General features: G+C 42.7%; 13 protein-coding genes. 2 read left to right on the top strand and 11 right to left on the bottom strand.

What is annotated here, in order from left to right; all coding sequences use genetic code 11:
• The first annotated feature begins 306 nt into the window (after window positions 1-306).
• On the top strand, window positions 307-2,844 hold the full coding sequence (locus AC1DU2_RS09105) for a CHAT domain-containing protein (protein ID WP_477383813.1): 2,538 nt from the start codon (window positions 307-309) through the stop codon (window positions 2,842-2,844).
• Here the strand turns inward: AC1DU2_RS09105 and AC1DU2_RS09100 are convergent.
• The 6 genes from AC1DU2_RS09100 to AC1DU2_RS09075 all read right to left on the bottom strand — a co-directional run bounded on the left by AC1DU2_RS09100 (window position 2,818) and on the right by AC1DU2_RS09075 (window position 9,983).
• Window positions 2,818-3,564: a tetratricopeptide repeat protein gene (locus tag AC1DU2_RS09100; protein ID WP_477383812.1), complete on the bottom strand. Its 747-nt coding sequence runs from the start codon at window positions 3,562-3,564 to the stop codon at window positions 2,818-2,820. The genes AC1DU2_RS09105 and AC1DU2_RS09100 overlap by 27 nt on opposite strands.
• Window positions 3,565-3,581: 17 nt before the next feature.
• Window positions 3,582-4,130 carry an RNA polymerase sigma factor gene (locus AC1DU2_RS09095; RefSeq protein WP_477383811.1) on the bottom strand — a complete coding sequence of 183 codons (549 nt, stop codon included), beginning with the start codon at window positions 4,128-4,130 and terminating at the stop codon, window positions 3,582-3,584.
• Between the two features lie 112 nt (window positions 4,131-4,242).
• Window positions 4,243-4,674, bottom strand: a complete 432-nt coding sequence (locus AC1DU2_RS09090; RefSeq protein ID WP_477383810.1) for a hypothetical protein — start codon at window positions 4,672-4,674, stop codon at window positions 4,243-4,245.
• Between the two features lie 175 nt (window positions 4,675-4,849).
• Window positions 4,850-6,040, bottom strand: a complete 1,191-nt coding sequence (locus AC1DU2_RS09085; protein ID WP_477383809.1) for a hypothetical protein — start codon at window positions 6,038-6,040, stop codon at window positions 4,850-4,852.
• A gap of 822 nt (window positions 6,041-6,862) precedes the next feature.
• Window positions 6,863-7,252 carry a RidA family protein gene (locus AC1DU2_RS09080; RefSeq protein WP_477383808.1) on the bottom strand — a complete coding sequence of 130 codons (390 nt, stop codon included), beginning with the start codon at window positions 7,250-7,252 and terminating at the stop codon, window positions 6,863-6,865.
• A 142-nt stretch (window positions 7,253-7,394) separates the two neighbouring features.
• Complete coding sequence (locus AC1DU2_RS09075) at window positions 7,395-9,983, bottom strand: ligase-associated DNA damage response DEXH box helicase (RefSeq protein WP_477383807.1); 2,589 nt, start codon at window positions 9,981-9,983, stop codon at window positions 7,395-7,397.
• Window positions 9,984-10,020: 37 nt separating this feature from the next.
• Here AC1DU2_RS09075 and AC1DU2_RS09070 point away from each other — a divergent pair, with 37 nt between their 5' ends.
• A complete protein-coding gene (locus tag AC1DU2_RS09070; RefSeq protein ID WP_477383806.1) occupies window positions 10,021-10,740 on the top strand; it encodes a hypothetical protein in 720 nt (239 codons plus the stop codon).
• A gap of 83 nt (window positions 10,741-10,823) precedes the next feature.
• Here the strand turns inward: AC1DU2_RS09070 and AC1DU2_RS09065 are convergent, their stop codons facing one another.
• The 5 genes from AC1DU2_RS09065 to nagB form a co-directional block, all read right to left on the bottom strand.
• A complete protein-coding gene (locus AC1DU2_RS09065; RefSeq protein WP_477383805.1) occupies window positions 10,824-13,688 on the bottom strand; it encodes a M16 family metallopeptidase in 2,865 nt (954 codons plus the stop codon).
• A 68-nt stretch (window positions 13,689-13,756) separates the two neighbouring features.
• Window positions 13,757-14,260, bottom strand: coding sequence for a DUF2059 domain-containing protein (locus tag AC1DU2_RS09060; RefSeq protein WP_477356824.1), 504 nt, complete (start codon window positions 14,258-14,260; stop codon window positions 13,757-13,759).
• Window positions 14,261-14,263: 3 nt separating this feature from the next.
• Window positions 14,264-15,370 carry an acyltransferase family protein gene (locus AC1DU2_RS09055; protein WP_477383804.1) on the bottom strand — a complete coding sequence of 369 codons (1,107 nt, stop codon included), beginning with the start codon at window positions 15,368-15,370 and terminating at the stop codon, window positions 14,264-14,266.
• A 25-nt stretch (window positions 15,371-15,395) separates the two neighbouring features.
• Window positions 15,396-15,758 carry a four helix bundle protein gene (locus tag AC1DU2_RS09050; protein ID WP_477383803.1) on the bottom strand — a complete coding sequence of 121 codons (363 nt, stop codon included), beginning with the start codon at window positions 15,756-15,758 and terminating at the stop codon, window positions 15,396-15,398.
• A gap of 81 nt (window positions 15,759-15,839) precedes the next feature.
• On the bottom strand, window positions 15,840-17,762 hold a 1,923-nt coding region (gene nagB, locus AC1DU2_RS09045), incomplete at its 5' end, for a glucosamine-6-phosphate deaminase (RefSeq protein ID WP_477383802.1).

Genomic DNA, 17,762 nt, shown 5'->3' with positions numbered 1-17,762 from the left:
AACTTGCCGGCATATATGATCAGTAAATAAATCCCGGCGAATATTTTTCATCTTATTTTACCATTGAAGATGACAATGGGCAATAAACAACTTGAAAAATTTGGTGATTAGACATCGCAGCCTATCCTCCATTTTTTTATTTGCCTATATATTATCTTTAACGATTCAGTCATTTGATTTTCCCCCGCCCTATAATAATATTTAACTATTCCTTACATTTGAAGTTCAGATTGGATAGCCAGGGGGAGCTCTGTCTTTACGCTTGAGCGTATCCTATTAATTACTACGGTGTACGTAGTTTAGCCGATGCAACAAAACAATTTAAAATGCCTTTTCCTTATCGCAATCATTCAAATCCTATTACCAGCTTTATGCTATGCTCAAAATACATTAAGCCAAAGTAATAACCTTCAGCAAGCTGATTCCCTGGTAGAAGCCGGCAAACAGAAACAGGCATTTAATATGTTGAATAGCCTCGTCAAAAAACCATTGGCAGCAGCTGATATCATTAAGGCAAAGGTGCTATTAGCGCGAATTTTAAACGAAAATGGAAACCGCGTGATGGCAATTCAACAATTGCGAAGTACTCTTGCTACAGGTGTATTAAATGCCCCTCCAAATGTTAAAATAAAAACAGATGCTTATTTGGTTTTAGCAGAATGTTATTTCGGCCTGTTTAAAATGGAGGAGTTTAAAAATATTTCTGATACCGTTTTACAACTTGCAACGCGCAACCATCTTAAAAACTTTTATAAAGCAAAAGCCTATATAAATATGGCCCGATATTATGCATATCAAATTGTGCCTAATACGGGCAAACCTTATTTAGATTCGGCACGCTACCTTTATAACACCGCCGCCCAAAAAGAAAAGAAGTTTTACAATCCGGTATCGTTTTACACTGCATCTATCAATATATACCGCAACCTTGATGACAAAAAGGTATTCGTAATAGCAGACACGGCCATCAAACTAATAAATAAGGGCTATAACAGAGAGCGGTATAATCAAAACTTATTGTGGAGGGCTATCGGCAATGCCAATATTGATCAAACCAGAAATAAGGATCCGCGAGTTAACAGACGGTGGTACCCAAAATCACTTGTTGGCTATCAGATGGCGGCAACCATATTAAAATCTAATTACCCATCCAATAAGATTGATTTATTATACCTTAACAATTTGATTGGTTTACTCAATTACCAATGCCGGTTTTTTAAATTGGCCGAAAAGTATTTCGACTCATCAAAAGCAATTTTGAAAAAAAATAACTTTTCCATTGCTCAATACACTTTCGCTTATTCAAACACATACCTGTGGGAATCAGGGGTAAAAGACAGTATTTATACCGGCAGGCTATTGGTTAAAAAGAAAAAGGAAGAATTAGTGCAATGGCTTCAATTGGCGCCTTACTGGCAAAATTGGCAAATGATTAACCAGAGTAAATCATTACATTATTTTCGTGAAAATTATGCCAAAAGCCCTTATGAAGATGTAATTAGAATTTGTTATCAGCTATACCAAACAGAAAAGGATAAAAAATATTTAGATTTGGCGTTTAGTGCCCAGGAAAGCAGCAAGAATTATTTTCTTAAAGATGAGTATAAATGCCGAAACCATATTGCCGAACCCATTTTACCCCAAATACAGGCCATACAAAAGCACCTCCGTTTAAATGAGGCAATAATCAGTTTTTCGGATTTAACATCTTACTATGACTATATATATGCCATAGTAATAAGTGCCGACACCGTTTCTATTCAAAAAATCAACTTCGGAAATCTTAAAAAGCGTTTCGGCCAAATACAAATCTCCGATTCTGTTTGTAACAACCTTTCTCATTTTAAAAAGTATTACTATGCCGCATACCAGGCTTTTTTTGACCCCATAAAAACGTTGCTGGGCAACCGCATAAACCACCTGCTTGTATATTCATCTACCTTATCATCCATCGTTAAGTTTGACATGATGGTGTCTGATACATTGGGTATCCGGTCTTTTGGCAGCCTCCCTTACCTGAGAAATAAATACATCGTTAACTACGACTTTTCGTATCAATTTGCATCCATGAGGAGCCGGTTAAAAAAACAAAACGGCAATGTGTTAACCAATCTTCAGGCCTATATACCAAGCTATACTAATACCATATTTTATAGTTTGCCGTTTTTCAACAAATCGGGCAATGTTTTAAAAACAACATTTGGCTTTAATGTTTTTAACCAGTCAAACTCCACCATTCCCAATTATCAGTTAAGCGCTGGTAAGGCAAATATCATCCAAATTGCCGGCCATTGTTTCAGCGATGCGGTGGCTGCCGAGAATTTAAAAATAGTTATGGATAGTTCCCATTATGGCGAAAGCAGGTTTTTAACCATTAATGAAATTATCAACACAAAGTTACAAGCGGATTTAACCGTATTGTCGCTCTGCCAAACAGGCATGGGCGATATCAGGGTGACCGATAGTTATCTAAATATGGCTTATTGGTTTACCTATGCCGGTTCTAAAAGCTGTTTGTTTTCCTATTGGAAACTGGATGACCGTTCTGCCTCGTTTATTGTTGAAAAATTCTACCATTATCTGTCGGCAGGAATGAAAAAGTCTGACGCTTTAAGGAGTGCTCAAAAAGACTATTTAGCGCAAACCAAAACAGAAGAAGAAAAGAATCCGGTTTACTGGGGCGGATTAACAATAATAGGTGATGACTCGCCGGTTAAACTTGTAGAAAAAAAGGCTGTAAGCTATTATTTTGCCGTATTTTTAACTATACCGTTGTCAATCTTTCTGGTAAAAAGGAGAAAAAAAAGTAATAATAAATTACCAAAAACCACTTTTAGACAATAATAGTTTAGCATCTTTTTGATAAGGGCTTAATTTATCTCTTTGAATTTTTTCAAATAATTGTTTTGATTCTGTTTTTTGGCCGGCAATATAACAGCTGATTGCCTGCATGTATTCAGCCTTATAACGGTAACTCCCATTTAATGTGTTGGCCGCAATTTTAAAATCATTCATAGCCAAATGAGGCTGTTTATTCATAAAAAACAGCCAGCCGCCAAAATAATGCAGCGTATCATTAGCGACATCTTTTTTTATCAGCCTGTTATAAAAATCCAGCCCCGTTTTTGTATCCCCCATCCTATATGCCGACATTAATTCCTGGAAGTCTTTTTTGCCATTGGCTGCGGCAAAAACAGGCAAGCCCGGCTCATAAAAAACAGCTGCCGTCATTTCTTTGTTTGATTTGTTTTTATATAGCAGTAACCAAACAATTCCTATAACCAGCACTATAGATGCAGCAGTAGCTATAACAAATCGATAATTAATTTTCCTGGGCGCTTTTGTATCAGACAGATCGATGGCCAAATCAAGAAATTGATATAACTCATCAAAATTATAGTTATGATTTTTCAGGAATTTAATCACACCTTCCAGCGCCTCGTCGTTCGAAAAAGTATTTTCCAGTTTCCTTTTTACTGATTCACGAACATCCAAAGAAACTCCCGGCTTTGATGCGGCAATAACATCGTCAAATGTTAGCGAATGGTTGTTTTGGCTTTCCACAGAGGTTTATCTTTTTTTTAAGACATAAATAAGTTCCAAAGGTTTTTCAGTTTCTTTCTGGAGTCATAAATGTTATTTTTAACTGTATTGTAGCTAATATTAAGGCTGGAGGCAATTTCCTGATTAGAATACCCGTTTATGTGAAGTTGAATAATCTGGCGCTCTCTTGGTTGTAAATTGGTTAACATTTCATTTAATCCATCAATAGAAAATCTTTCTAACGAAGTTATCTTTATTGATGAATTAAAAGGATAACGACTGCTATTTAAAATTTTCTCCCTGTTACTACTAATTCTTTTTGCATCAATACATTTGTTTTTTATGATAACTGTTAAATAAGCGAGGATATTGATATCCGGGGTGCCAAAATACTCCTTCCGTTTTTCGACAGGTAAAATCAATAATTTCTCAAAAACATCCTGTACTATGTCCCTGCTCAGCTCTTTGTCCTGGCAGTAGTTATATGCCAGCAACAGTAATCGGTTTTTAAATCTATCGTATAATTCACCAACAGCATAGCTACGGCCTTCTATGTATTCAGCTATTAAAACAGGCAATTCTTTCATTAGGTGCTCAAAGATGAGCAAAACGGGGCAGTTTTAAAATTTTATTTCCCTCGCTCCCGCAACACTTTTAGCTGCCTACCCAATTGTTAATCGGGTGCCGTAGCGAGGATTATCATTTACGTTGTATGACAGATTTAAATTCCACCAAATTATCTGGCGGCATAACGTTATAGCAAAACATAATTAAGGATGATTGAAAGTCGTTTTTCAGCATCTGTTCATATTTCGACTCAAACTGTTCATGAACCCCAAGGCCTAAAAACAACGATCCGTCTTGGTTAAAAAACATCATGGCGAAGGGCGCTTCGTTATTTGCCTCATTTTCAAAATAAAAACAAAATCTGCTCTTTTCCTTTTGTAAAACAAATGACAACATTAATTTATAATCATCCGTTTCAAATTCGGTTTCACCCCTAAAAGGCGGGTATTCGTAGTAACCATTAGTCTCCTTAAAGCCTTTTAAATAGTTTTGGGTGAATGTGTCTATACTTTCGTTTCTTTTGGGGAACTCAATAGCTACATATATATCCGCGATATCTTCCATCTTATTATTTTTTGATCCTGGGGGTAATGTATTTACCGCCAGTCCGGCCTTTGGTCGGCGTTTCCACACCGACCACTTTTGGTTAACCTCACGAAATGCCGTATTACAGCTCCGTAACTGAAGCTCAACGGCACAGCTACGGACAGCGATTTGAATATTACGTATTCTTTTACGGTCAAATTTTTAGCAAGCCGGGCACTAAGCTTGTGAGCACAGATGCTAATATGGAAAGTATGACTTGCAAACTTTCAATGGGAGTTTGCTGAATGCGTAACGTTGCTGTAATGGATTTTAAGTTACCTTCCTGGTCAGCTTGAGAAACATCGTCCAGCATCTGCTCACCTTTAAGTTTCAATCGCGAATAGATAGGCACATAAATGACAGCCAGGCAAGATGTAAATATAAGCCCGTACAGATAAACAAAATTCTGTGGTAAAATATCCAAATTAACTTGAATGTCTGCAATAATAGCCCTTCTGAAAGCATCAACTGTAAGTACGGAAAGCACAATAGAGACGGAATTAATTATGAGAAAAAGCTTAAGTTGATTTCGGAGCAATAAAAATTTCTTCCTGACGTCTTTCTGTTCCATCTCATCAAGAAATGCAATCGTATCGGGCAATTTATTTATTGAAGTATTAACCAACATTTGCCCTGCAAAACCGAATAATCCGGCTACAACACCTGCCACCACAAAATAATGCAAACTGTCGGGTTCACTAACTAAAATGCCGAATTGTCTGACAATGGTAATTGTTCCCATAAAATAATCAATTTTGTCAGAATGGTACATAAGCCAGCCAATTACTGCAGAAAAAAATGTTATGAATCCAAGTGTCCACCACCTAATTTTAAACTGAAGAATTAAATTTCTGATAGACATAAGCAGCACAGGCAGAGAAGCCAGCGCAAAACCAAACCCAATTGCACCGAATGCAATCCACACCATGAAAACAGAATTATATGTAAAGTATAGCTGTTTATAGTTGATAGTAGATTTGCCGTTGGTATTTTCGAGCTTCTCGTGGCTTTTCAAGGCACGTCCACGGTCCTTTGCCGAGCTGTCAATATGAGCGCTAATCAGAGGATGATAAACGACTTTTAATGTATCTTCGGTCGTGATTACGGTATCGGCGGCGGTTCTGGTATTGCCTCTAACTAATGTATCTTTTACCAGCCAATATTCTTTTTTAAATTTCGTAGTCTTCAAATGCGAAAAGAAAAAACTCGTATAAAAAAACATTCCGCCTATGCCTAACAATACGATTAGGAAAATGTGGCCGTCGTTAAGTAAATGTTTTAATATTTTTTTAAATTTTGGAGTATTCCCATCAGCATGTTCCGGTGTATCTTTTAGTGAAGCCATAAGGTTAAGTTATTTCCTATAAATTTAATAAAAGACTAAAGCGAAACAAGAAAATGCCTCAATAATTTAGCTCCCACCCAGTTTAGGCTGTGTTGGTATTAGTATCCCTGCACTCGTTGCTTAGCGAAAACGCCGTATTATATAGTTCCACAACCGAAATATGCGTAAAATGCAAGCTTTCGCCGGTAAAGTGACAACACTTCACCAGAAGCTTTGCTTGTCCACAGCAGGGCAGCCAGTCGTTGTTTAGCCGCTCAATTTACCTTCTCTCCAATACTATTAAATTTTGGGTCTCAAAGGTGCTCCAGAGGAGTACAAGCTTTGTAGCACACACGAATTAACGTTTTTGCGTGCCAGAGGTACGCCACCCGTAAATTGATCACAGGATAACTCTAAAATCTGTAAGCTTTTTTAGAACGATGCCTAAAGTTCCGTACCTCTGGCACGGTGCTACATTTTTCTTTTTTGCTACAAAGCTTTTCCCCCTCCGGGGGATAAAATCTTTAACTTAATAGCATTGCAGAAACCCAAGGGTACAGGAAAACGCCACCTACCGTTCTTCCCTCAAATATTTTTTTAATGCCCGGATAATTAACAATAAAGTATAAGCCAAAACGGCGACAACTATTATTGTCAATATCATAAAAAATAATTGCAGATATTCGTTTGTTATTACGAATAATACATTAAGCATTTTTCAACCTCCTTATAAAAAATTTAAGTATAAATATCATGTGCTCCTTTGGGTTATTTTTTTTTATTTTCATTAAATAACCCAAACATTTGCACTGAAAACTATAGCGTGATGTGCCGCAATTCACCTTACGCCAGCGCCACGCACTCCACCGAAACCAGGATACCACCCGGAAAAGGCATTACCTGCGGGGCGCTGCGTGCCGGCGGGTTTTCGGGGAAGAATTCGGCATAAACTTTATTGATGGCTGCAAAGGTTGGGTCCTGGCCGCTAACCATCCAGATGGTGGTTTTTACAATGTTATCCATATTGCTGCCGGCTTCCTGCAGTATGGTTTGGATGTTAGTAAAAGCCTGCCGGGCCTGCCCTTCAAAAGTATCGCTGATAAGTTTGCCGGTCTCGGGATTAAGCCCCGCCATGCCCGAAACGTATATTAAACCGCCTGCTATTACGGCCTGTGGAATAAACGTATTTAAACGCGGTATTTTATCGGTATTGAAGCTGATTTTTGAGGCCATGGCGATAGGTTTTTGAGGTGATTTACTGCTTATAAATATAAAAAATATGCGATGATATCCAGCGCTGCTGAACAGTTTTTATTTACATGGCATGTTAATTAACTACAGGTGGATACTCGTAAAGTGCAGTTTTTAAGGGCACTTAAAATCCCTTCTTCCGGGTGATGCCGGGCTTGCGGTTTTTGCGGGTTTCATCAACTTCGCCAACGCCTTCGGCACCGTAGCGGCGGGCCATTTTGGCAATACGTTCCTCCATAGTTTCGGTAGTCAGTTTTTCCCGGCCCAGGCTGTCAACCATTATCGGGAAGGCAAATGGCGTAGGCCGTTCAATGGTTTTCAGGATGATGGTTTGGGTGGCTATCCGTTGTAAAGCTGCACGCAGCCTAAACTCCTCCAGCTGGAAAGCCAAAGCCTCATTATATGCCTGGCGCACCAGCAGGTTATCCGGCTCGTACTCGGTAAACACCTCGAACAATAAGGAGGTTGATGCCTGCAAATGCTTATTCTTCACCTGCTGCCCGGGATAGCCGGTAAATACCAGCCCGCCAATGTGGGCTATGTCCCTGAACCGCCTGCGGGCCATCTCGTTGGCATTCAGGCTGTGCTGGATATCATCAATGAGGTTATCTATCGAAAAAAAGCTGGCATCTTCCAGCACGTCCTCAATGGGTACGTCCTCGTCGGTAAGCAACTCAAAGCCATAATCGTTCATGGCGATGCTGAAGCTGGCATTCCTGATTTTACTGATCCTGAAGGCCAGCAATGATGCCATCCCCTCGTGTACCAGCCGGCCTTCAAAAGGATAAAATAACAGGTGGTGCCCTTCGCGGGATTTAAATGACTCGATCAAAAACTCGTGGCTCTGGGGCAGGTGCGATAACTCCTGCTGCAATTTAAACAAGGGCTTGAGGGCGATGACTTCAACATCTTTTTCGATGCCATGCGCCACCTCGTCCAGCTTATCCCTGAACACAGCAGCCAGTTGTGACGACAAGGGCATGCGCCCACCATTCCAGCTGGGTATCAACCCCTTGGTGGAGTTTGATTTTTTGACAAAGGCCGTCATTTCCTTTACCCGGATAAACTCCAGGCTACGGCCTGCAAACCAGAAGGTATTGCCTGGCTTAAGCTTGGATACGAAGGATTCTTCGATGGTGCCCAGGCTGCCGCCGCTTAACCATTTTACCCGGATGCTCAGCTCGCTGGTGATGGTGCCTATACTCAGGCGGTGCCGCATGGCCACCCTGCGGCTGTTTACTTTGTACAGGCCGTTCTCTATTTCTACCTTTAAAAATTCATCGTATTGCGCCAGTGTTTTGCCGCCGGTGGTTATAAACTCCAGCAGCTGGCCAAATTCGTTGCGGCTAAGGTCGGCAAAGGCGTAGGTACCCTTTACCTCGTTAAATAGCTCATCGGCCCTAAAACCGTCTGATACGGCCAATGTAACCATGTATTGGATCAGCACGTCCATGGTAAGCAGCATAGGGTCGCGGCTTTCAAATATGCCGCGTTTGATGGCGGCTTTAAGCGCGGCCCCTTCCAGCAATTCCAATGAGTGTGTAGGTACAAAATACGCCCGTGATACCGCACCCGGGTGGTGGCCGCTTCGCCCGGCCCGTTGCATAAAACGGGCCACGCCTTTGGGGCTGCCCACCTGTATTACGCAATCAACCGGCCGAAAATCGACCCCAAGATCCAGGCTGGATGTGCACACCACCAGTTTCAGGGCTTCGGCATGCAGGGCCTGCTCTACCCAGTTGCGCAGCTCGTTATCCAACGAACCGTGGTGCATGGCCATAATGCCGGCATATTCCGGGTAATTATCTAAAATAGCATGGTACCAGATCTCGGATTGCGACCGAGTATTGGTGAATATCAGCGTGGTTTTACTTTTGGCCACAATCTCCATCACTTGCGGCAGCAGCTTTAAACCAATATGGCCTGCCCATGAGTAATTCTCCACATTATCGGGGATGATGGACTGGATATCCAGTTTCTTCTCCAGGTTGGCCCGTACCATCCTGATCTGATCTGCCGGGAAGTTATTGCCCAGCAAAACCTCGGCCGCCTGCTCCAGGTTGCCTATGGTTGCGCTGATGCCCCAGATTTTGAGTCTTAAGTTCTGAGTCATAAGTCCTGAGTCTTTTTCGGGGACCTCACTAAAGACTTCAGACTTCGGACTTAAGGCTTTCAACTTAGACAGCCCCAGCTCCACCTGTACGCCGCGTTTGGTGCCCAGGAGTTCGTGCCACTCGTCAATAACTACAACCTGCAGGTTATTGAACAATTTGGGGTAGTCTTTTTGGGCCAGCATCAGGTGCAGGCTTTCGGGGGTGGTAAGCAGCACCTCGGGTAATTTCCGTTTCAGCGCGGCTTTTTCTGCTGCCGATGTATCGCCTGTGCGGGTAGCTATATGCCAGGGCAAGCCCATTTCGTCGCAGGCTTCCTGCATGGCTTTGCGGATATCGTTGGTGAGCGCACGCAATGGGGTTATCCATAGCATCAGCAAGCCATTGTTTTTTTGCGTGGTGTAAGTATCGGGGTATTTGTTAATAAAATCGACCAGGAAGGGCAAAAACAAAGCAAAGGTTTTGCCGCTCCCAGTAGGGGCGTTAAGCAAGCCGGAGTAGCCGCCCAGGTAGGCCGCCTCCATTTCCTGCTGAAAGGCGAATTGCTGCCAGTTTTTTTGCTTGTACCAATGCTGTATAACCTGCCGGCCCTTTGTAATCATCCTTTGCTTAACAATTGAATTTGCGTTTAGTTAGCCAATGCAACAAATACGCGCCAACAAATTAGTGATAAATCCTGTTAGCTATAGTATGATAAAAAGTAGCCTGATCATATTGCTGGCAACAGGCCTGTTATCCTGTAACCAGCCAGCCCAAAAACAATCAACTGCCGATACTGCCAAAACCGGGGCGGCTGATACTACACTAACCGATAAATCTATCGTTGATGATTCTGCAGCCGATAAGCTGATAATGTCAGATACCTCAACTATGGGTACCGTTACAAGCGATCGCCTTATTTTGCCGGGAAAAGGAATAGGCCATATACTGATTGACCAGGACCTGGAGCTGGCCTTAATGCAATTAGGCAAGCCCGATAGCTCGGATGCTGCCATGGGCAGCTCATTAATGGTATGGTTTGCCAAACACGATACCAAAGGCTACCGCACCAGTATTTATTCGCACCGTAACATGGGCGGCAAAGATGAATCTATCAGCCGTGTCCAAAAAATACTGATAACATCGCCGTGGTTTAAAACTGCCGGTCATTTGGGTGTTGGTGCTACTTTAGATGCTGTTAAAAAAAATTATTCGCTAAAACCTGTTACCAGGTATAAAGCCAACGGCCACAATGTACAGGTTTATACTGATGCCGATAAGGGCATATCCTTCGAGGTAGACGACGCTACTAAAAAATGTGTGGCTGTTGTGGTGCACAAAGCACATGAGACGGCTTCTGCCTATATCAATATACATTAAGCGAAAGACCATATTGATGGGACCAACAAAAAGCGCCCTGCCGGGTAAACCAACAGGGCGCTTTTACTATCAGCAAGAAATAATTATTTCTTCTCGGGCAGTAAAATCAATTTGATAAAGTTTTTGCCGCTTAAGTATTTATTGGCTGCATCTTTGGTACTTTGTACAGTTACCTGTTCCAGGTTACCTACGTGTTGCAAAATTTGATCCGGGTTTTCGCCGTTTTGTGACGATGACGCCAGGTATCCGGCCCAAAAAACATTTTCTTTCATTTGCTCGCGTGTGCTGCGGGCTTCTTCGGCTACAAATTTTTGGATATCGGTTGGTAGGGCACCATTTTGTTTAAGCTTGGCTATCTCATCCAGGGTAGAGGCAATCATTTTGTCTACATTCGCTGGCGCACATCCAAAATAAACGGTGATGCTATACCTGCCGCTTGGCGTTTTGTGGTAACCCGCCCTTACGCCAGGAGCGTAAACACCGCTTTCCTGCTCGCGCAGGCGTTCAATCAATTTAATATTCAATACTTCCTCCAATGCATCCATTTGGATGTTATTGGCATCGTTATACTCATAATCTCCGCTGAATACCAGTTGCACACTGCTTTTTTCGGCTTCACCCTTATTAACTATTTTGGTGACCTCGCCTGCCGGAGGTTGAATGTTCAAATTCTTGTAGGTTTCTTTGCTATTGGTTGATGGCAAACCTCCTAAGTAATGCTCCAGGTATGGTTTTACCGTTTCCACATCAAAATTACCCACCAGGGTGAAGGTGAAATTGCTTGCATCGGCAAACCTGGCTTTATAAAAGCTGTAGGCCTTATCCAATGATGCTTTGCTCAGCCTTTCGGGCGTGGTAACCATTCCCCTGAAATTGTGGTTGCTTAACGTGGCCGATACTGTATCCTGGAACACGCTCGGCGGATCGAGGCCCCTGTTGGCCAATACAGATTTTGTTTGGGCAATTGTTGATTGCCAGATATCGTTATCCTTGCGTGGCTGGGTAAAGTACAGGTAAATTAACTGCAACGCCGTTTCAAAATCTGCAGGCGATGAGTTACCCGAAATACCCTGGGCAAACTCGCTGATGTACGGTGTAATGCTCACATTTTTGCCGGCCATTTTTTTATCGAGCATACCCTGGTTAAACTGCGCAATACCGCTGCTGCTAATGATAGACGAAGCCAGGTTAGCCGATGTAAAATCATCATCGCTTGCTAACGACGAGCCACCAAAGGCATAGCCATTAATCAGGATCTGGTCGTTTTTATAATCGGTTGGCTTTAATACCACTTTAAGCCCATTACCAAGGGTTATAGTAGTAGTACCAATTAACGAATCGACAACGGTATTCACAACTTTGGTACCCTCGGGTAATTTACTCAACAAAGGCTCTGATGATACATTGTCAACATAGGCGGTAACACCTTGTCCTGCCGCACTTATCCATTGCAGTAATGTGGCTTCGGTTGGTAAGGTAGCCTTGTCTTTTTCGGGGGCTTCAACAATCACGGCCCTGTTTTGGTCGCCAATAAATTTACCGGCCAAAGCATTCATCTGGTCTACCGTGATCTTGTTAATATTGTTTACATAATAATTGTATTCGTACTCAATACCGGGGATTGCTTCGCCTTCTAAAAAGTGTTGCTGATACTCACGTACAAAATTTGCCGATCGTGTTTTATCACGCTCTTTATAGGCATTACCCATTTGCACCAACGCATCCTGTTTGGCGCGCTCCAGTTCGGTAAGGGTAAAGCCAAACTTGCGGGCCCTTTCTGTTTCGGCAACAACGGCTTTAATGGCGCCTTCTAACTCGGCAGGCGTTTTGGCAACGGCAATGGAAGTAAAGGCATCCTGTTCACCCAAAAAGCCGCCATAGCTTGAGCGGCCAAATAAAAACGGTGGATTTGGTTTTTGCAGCAATTCGCCTAAACGGGCATTCAGCATCTGGTTAAACAACCTGATCCTGACACTCTGCATATAGTCAACGGTGTTTTTAACCGTTGTACCAGGATGTTTTACAATGATTTCGGCCAGCGTGTAAGGGAATTCCTTATCTGTAGCTATTTTAACAGCAGTACCCGGTGTAGCAGGTACGGTGTACTTTGTGCGTGGTTTTTCGGCAGTTGGGTTTTGCAGGCCCGAGAAGTTTTGCTTTATCAGCTCTTCAACATGTTTAGGGTCAAAATCGCCCACCGCAATTACCGCCTGCAAATCGGGGCGGTACCAGTCATGGTAAAAGCTTTTTATTGTCTCGGGTTTAAAGTTTTTAAGGATATCTTCCTTACCTATAGGCAAACGCAATGCGTAGCGGGAGCTATTAAGCAACACGGGCAATATCTGCTGTTGCAAACGCTCCTGCGCGTTTTTGCCGCGCAGCCGCTGCTCTTCTAAAACAACACCGCGTTCTTTATCAATTTCAGCAGGATCGAAGCTTACGTAGCCTGCCCAGTTGGCCAATATTTTAAAGCCATTATTAAAAATAGCTGCCGTATCGGTAGGAATGGGTAGCTGGTAAACGGTTTCGTTAAATGAGGTGTAAGCATTTAAATCGGCGCCAAATTTCACACCTGATTTTTGCAGGTAATCAACCATTTGGTTTTTAGGGAAATCGCGGGTGCCGTTAAAGGCCATGTGCTCGGTAAAGTGGGCAAGGCCTTGCTGATCATCGGTTTCTAAAACAGACCCTACCTTGTTTACCAGGTAAAGTTCGGCTTTGTTTTTAGGTTCAACATTTTGCCTGATGTAATAAGTAAGGCCATTAGGCAGTTTGCCAATTATTACCTTATTATCTATGGGCAATACATCTGCCTTTGCAAGCAATTGCGATGCTACCGGTTTGCTTTTGGGCGATGGTGCCGGCTTTTTTTTAACTTGTGCAAAAGCACTTCCTGAAGCTATAAGGAAAGCTAAAGCGGCTACAGAAAGCTGTTTATTTAAATTCATATTATTATAGGGAATATTTTATGCTAAGATGCTAAACGAAACTATTAGTTACAAATTGTGGTCCTTAATTATTGCTTTGTCGCTGGTGCTTCTTTTTTCGCAAATGCGTCTTGCATCATTTGCTCCAGCTCGGGCCTGTGGTCGGCTACGGTTTTTTGCCCTAAAGCCATGCCCTTTTGCATTAAAATTGGCGTTTTCGCGCTTAACTTTTTACCAAGCGGCGAATTGTAAAAGGCCGTTAACTGATTGAGTTCATCTTCGGTATACTCTGTGGCGTATATTTTTGCAAATTCAGTTTTTAATACATCCCACGAATAGTATTTGACCATAAAACGTTTCATTACGTTTACAAATTCTCCTCGTTGTGCTTCGGGAACCTGGGCGCTTGATGTATTTATCATGTTATCAACAATTCCTCCAAATTGGCTGTTTATCCCGGTGGCTATCAAAAAATTTTCGGCCGCTTTTAATTGCGATGCACTGAAGGATGGAGTGGTGGTTTGTGCCTTTGAGTTGGTGATGCAGAAGAGCAAAATGCCCATTAAGGCGATAAGGGTTGGTTTAAATTTCATTTACTATATTTTGATAATTATTTTTCGAAGATACAATATCCACATCACCAGCCATAATATAATAACTGTAAATATGGCACTTGCCAAGGAGGCATTCAGGGGCGAGAAATGGGGCGCAAAAAAGGTTTGATAAATAGATAATCCGCCAATTTTTATCATGTTCATATAATGCGGAATAAAACCCGAAAGCACATAAGCCGTAATGGCGTTGGCCCCAAAAACCACGAAAGGATAAGTAAACCGTTTACGCCCCTGCACATCAATAAGCCAGTAGCTTAGTGCCAGTGCAATGGTGGCCAATCCGCCGGTGTAAAGCACAAAAGAGCTTGTCCACAGGGCTTTATTAATGGGGAAAAACAAATCCCAAACCAGCCCCGCAACAACGGCTATAACGCCATAGGTAAACATCCAGCTTACCTTAACATTATCGTCTACATCTTTTCGCTTCAACCAACTGCCAATCCTGATACCGAACAACCCGGTTGCCACAGCAGGTAAGGTGCCCAATAAGCCTTCGGGGTCCCAGGTGTGCGATTCACTCCAGAGGTGATTGGTGGTAAAAACCAACCTGTCTACCCAGGCCCCCATGTTAGTGGCTGGTTCCAGGTTGGCATAGCCTACACCCGGAACGGGGATAAACGTCATGATGATAAAATAACCAATTAACGCGCCGGCAAAAATCCAATCGCGTGTTTTTTGTGATGTTTTTAGATAGATGATGGTACAAATGAAATAGACCAAAGCAATACGTGGCAATACGCCGGGAAACCTTAAATGCGAAAACCCTCGATCCCAATGAAATATCAATTGTGTTATCCACGGGATAGCAATTAAGATAACGGTGCGTTGCAGTGCTTTCAGAATTAATTTGGAATGAGGAACAGTTGCTTTCCTGCTTTCCATAGCATAGGTAACCGATACCCCAACCATAAACAAAAAAAATGGAAACACCAGGTCTGTAGGCGTACAGCCATTCCATTTGGAATGTTCCAGCGGCGGATAAATATGCCCCCAATCGCCGGGGTCGTTCACCAATATCATGGCGGCAATGGTAGCGCCACGCATTACATCAAGGGAGAGGAGTCTTGGGTTTTTTTCCTGTTGGGTCATTAGGTTATACGTTGGACGTTTTAAGTTATACGTTTTTGTTCCTTACTTTTTCGAGTAAGTTAATATTCATTGCTCTTACCTTATTGATTTTTTCCTGTAATATGACGAAATCGCCTTCGGAAAGATAGTTTAGATCTTTCGCCAATATTGTTAGATAATCAGTTTCATTAGTTGAGCCGAGCGAAATTTGAAGGAAATTTGCAAAGTCTTTCGAGGTATATCTACCGCAACCTTCTGCTATATTGCAAGAGATTGATGTTGCCGCCCGCCTTAATTGGGACGTAACACCAAATAGCTCTTCCTTTGGGAATTTTTTGGATACCTCATAAACTTTAACGGTAAGTTGATGAGCTTCTTTCCATAGAATTAAGTCCTTAAATTTCTGCATAAATAGAACCAGAATAAGTAGGCGATAGAATTACCTTGTTGTGATCTGACGTATAACGTACCACGTAAAACGTACAACCTCTTAAAACTTATAACGCTTAAATCCTTCCATGGCTTCATATTCTGCCAAGCCAAGTCTATCGTATTTTTTAGCAGTATCTCTCGTCCGATCCTCAGCCCTAACCCAGAATTCCCTTGCATCGTCACCAGGGAAAACAGGCCTGTCTTTTTGTGATTGGTGTTTAAAGATAGCGTTGCGCTTGCGGATAACTTCCTGTGGTGAAAGTGGCACAGCCATTTCAATTTCATAAGTTTCAAACTCGTGCCATGCGCCGCGGTACATCCACAGCCAGCAATCTTTAACCCATTCTTCTGTGGCTTTCAACCGGTCGAGTGCTGCAAGGATAATGTTGAAGCAAACCAGGTGGGTTCCGTTAGGGTCGGCAAAATCGCCGGCAGCGAAAATCTGGTGTGGCTTTATTTTTTGTAACAGGTCGATGGTCAGCTGAATATCTTCTTCGCCAACGGTGTTCTTTTTGGTTTTGCCTGTTTCGTAAAAGGGCAAGGCCATAAAGTGGATATGGTCATCGGGCAAACCTGCATAACGGGCTCCCGAGATCGCCTCTGTTTTACGGATGAAACCTTTTACATTCCTGATTTCGCGGGTATCAATCTGGTTGGGTTGTTTTTGCGGGAAGAAAGCGCGCATTTCTTCGTATAATTTAGTCAGATGGCCGCCGTCCTCGCCAATGCTGTTGGTAAAATCGATAGCAAATTCCATGTAGCGCAGCACATCATCGTCCCAGACGGCGGTATTGCCCGATGTTTGGTAGGCCACATGCACATCATGTCCCTGGTCAACCAGGCGGATGAAGGTACCACCCATCGATATCACATCATCATCCGGGTGCGGGGAGAAGATAACCGAGCGTTTTTTKGCWGGYAAAGCTCTTTCAGGCCGTTGTGAGTCATCTGCATTCGGCTTGCCACCCGGCCAGCCGGTAATGGTATGCTGTATCTGGTTAAAAATATCAATATTGATGTTGTAAACCGGGCCCTGCTCTACTGCTAATTGAGCCATACCGTGGTTGTTGTAATCTTCTTCGGTAAGTTTTAATACAGGTTTACCAATGGTATCAGCCAGCCAGATCACGGCTTTCTTTTTCAGGGTATTATCATCCCATGAACAATCTTTTACCAGCCATGGGGTATCAAAACGGGTGAGTTCAGATGCGGCTGCTTCGTCAAGCACAAATTCAACATGATCTGATAATTGCAGGTAAGTGGCAGGTACTTCGCCGGATATTTCACCTTCCACGGCTTTTTTAACAATAGGTGCTTTTTTGGCGCTCCAGGCCATCAGGATGATCTCTCTTGCTTTAAAAATGGTACCAATACCCATGGTGATGGCTTTGGTAGGCACATTGGCCTTGCCGCCAAAATCGCGGGCGGCATCACTGCGGGTCAAATCATCTAAAGTAACCAAACGGGTACCCGAATTTGGCGCCGARCCCGGTTCGTTAAAACCGATGTGGCCGGTACGGCCGATACCTAATATCTGTAAATCCAGGCCGCCTAATTCTTCAATCTGTTTTTCATAATCCAGGCAGAAGGYTACCACGTCTTCTTTATCCAAAGTACCATCGGGGATATGCACATTGGCCTTATCAATATCAACATGGCTGAAAAGGTTCTCGTACATGAAAGTAACATAGCTTTGGGCAGCATCGGGCTTCATGGGATAATACTCATCCAGATTAAAGGTGATAACATCTTTAAACGACAAGCCTTCTTCTTTGTGTAAGCGTACCAGTTCGGCATAAACACGGATGGGGGTAACACCTGTTGCCAGGCCAAGCACTGCCTGCTCGCCTTTTGCCTGCTTATCGCGGATAAGTTTAGCTATCCTGCCTGCTACGGCAATGGATGCCTCCTGCTGGTTGCCATAAACGCTTACCGGCAGCTTCTCGTACCGGGTCTCTTCCAATAAATTTAATCGGGCCAT

The organism is Mucilaginibacter sp. P4_C11 (assembly GCF_056402115.1).
Note: the sequence above shows the minus strand (reverse complement) of the source record. Positions and strands in the feature narration are given on the sequence as shown.

What these genes read in the sequence shown, in the direction of transcription:
- AC1DU2_RS09065 (WP_477383805.1), bottom strand. Translation starts at nt 13,688, where the DNA reads ATGAATTTAAATAAACAGCTTTCTGTAGCCGCTTTAGCTTTCCTTATA.
- AC1DU2_RS09070 (WP_477383806.1), top strand. Translation starts at nt 10,021, where the DNA reads ATGCAACAAATACGCGCCAACAAATTAGTGATAAATCCTGTTAGCTAT.
- AC1DU2_RS09105 (WP_477383813.1), top strand. Translation starts at nt 307, where the DNA reads ATGCAACAAAACAATTTAAAATGCCTTTTCCTTATCGCAATCATTCAA.
- AC1DU2_RS09090 (WP_477383810.1), bottom strand. Translation starts at nt 4,674, where the DNA reads ATGGAAGATATCGCGGATATATATGTAGCTATTGAGTTCCCCAAAAGA.
- AC1DU2_RS09055 (WP_477383804.1), bottom strand. Translation starts at nt 15,370, where the DNA reads ATGACCCAACAGGAAAAAAACCCAAGACTCCTCTCCCTTGATGTAATG.
- AC1DU2_RS09075 (WP_477383807.1), bottom strand. Translation starts at nt 9,983, where the DNA reads ATGATTACAAAGGGCCGGCAGGTTATACAGCATTGGTACAAGCAAAAA.
- AC1DU2_RS09060 (WP_477356824.1), bottom strand. Translation starts at nt 14,260, where the DNA reads ATGAAATTTAAACCAACCCTTATCGCCTTAATGGGCATTTTGCTCTTC.
- AC1DU2_RS09085 (WP_477383809.1), bottom strand. Translation starts at nt 6,040, where the DNA reads ATGGCTTCACTAAAAGATACACCGGAACATGCTGATGGGAATACTCCA.
- AC1DU2_RS09080 (WP_477383808.1), bottom strand. Translation starts at nt 7,252, where the DNA reads ATGGCCTCAAAAATCAGCTTCAATACCGATAAAATACCGCGTTTAAAT.
- AC1DU2_RS09050 (WP_477383803.1), bottom strand. Translation starts at nt 15,758, where the DNA reads ATGCAGAAATTTAAGGACTTAATTCTATGGAAAGAAGCTCATCAACTT.
- AC1DU2_RS09095 (WP_477383811.1), bottom strand. Translation starts at nt 4,130, where the DNA reads ATGAAAGAATTGCCTGTTTTAATAGCTGAATACATAGAAGGCCGTAGC.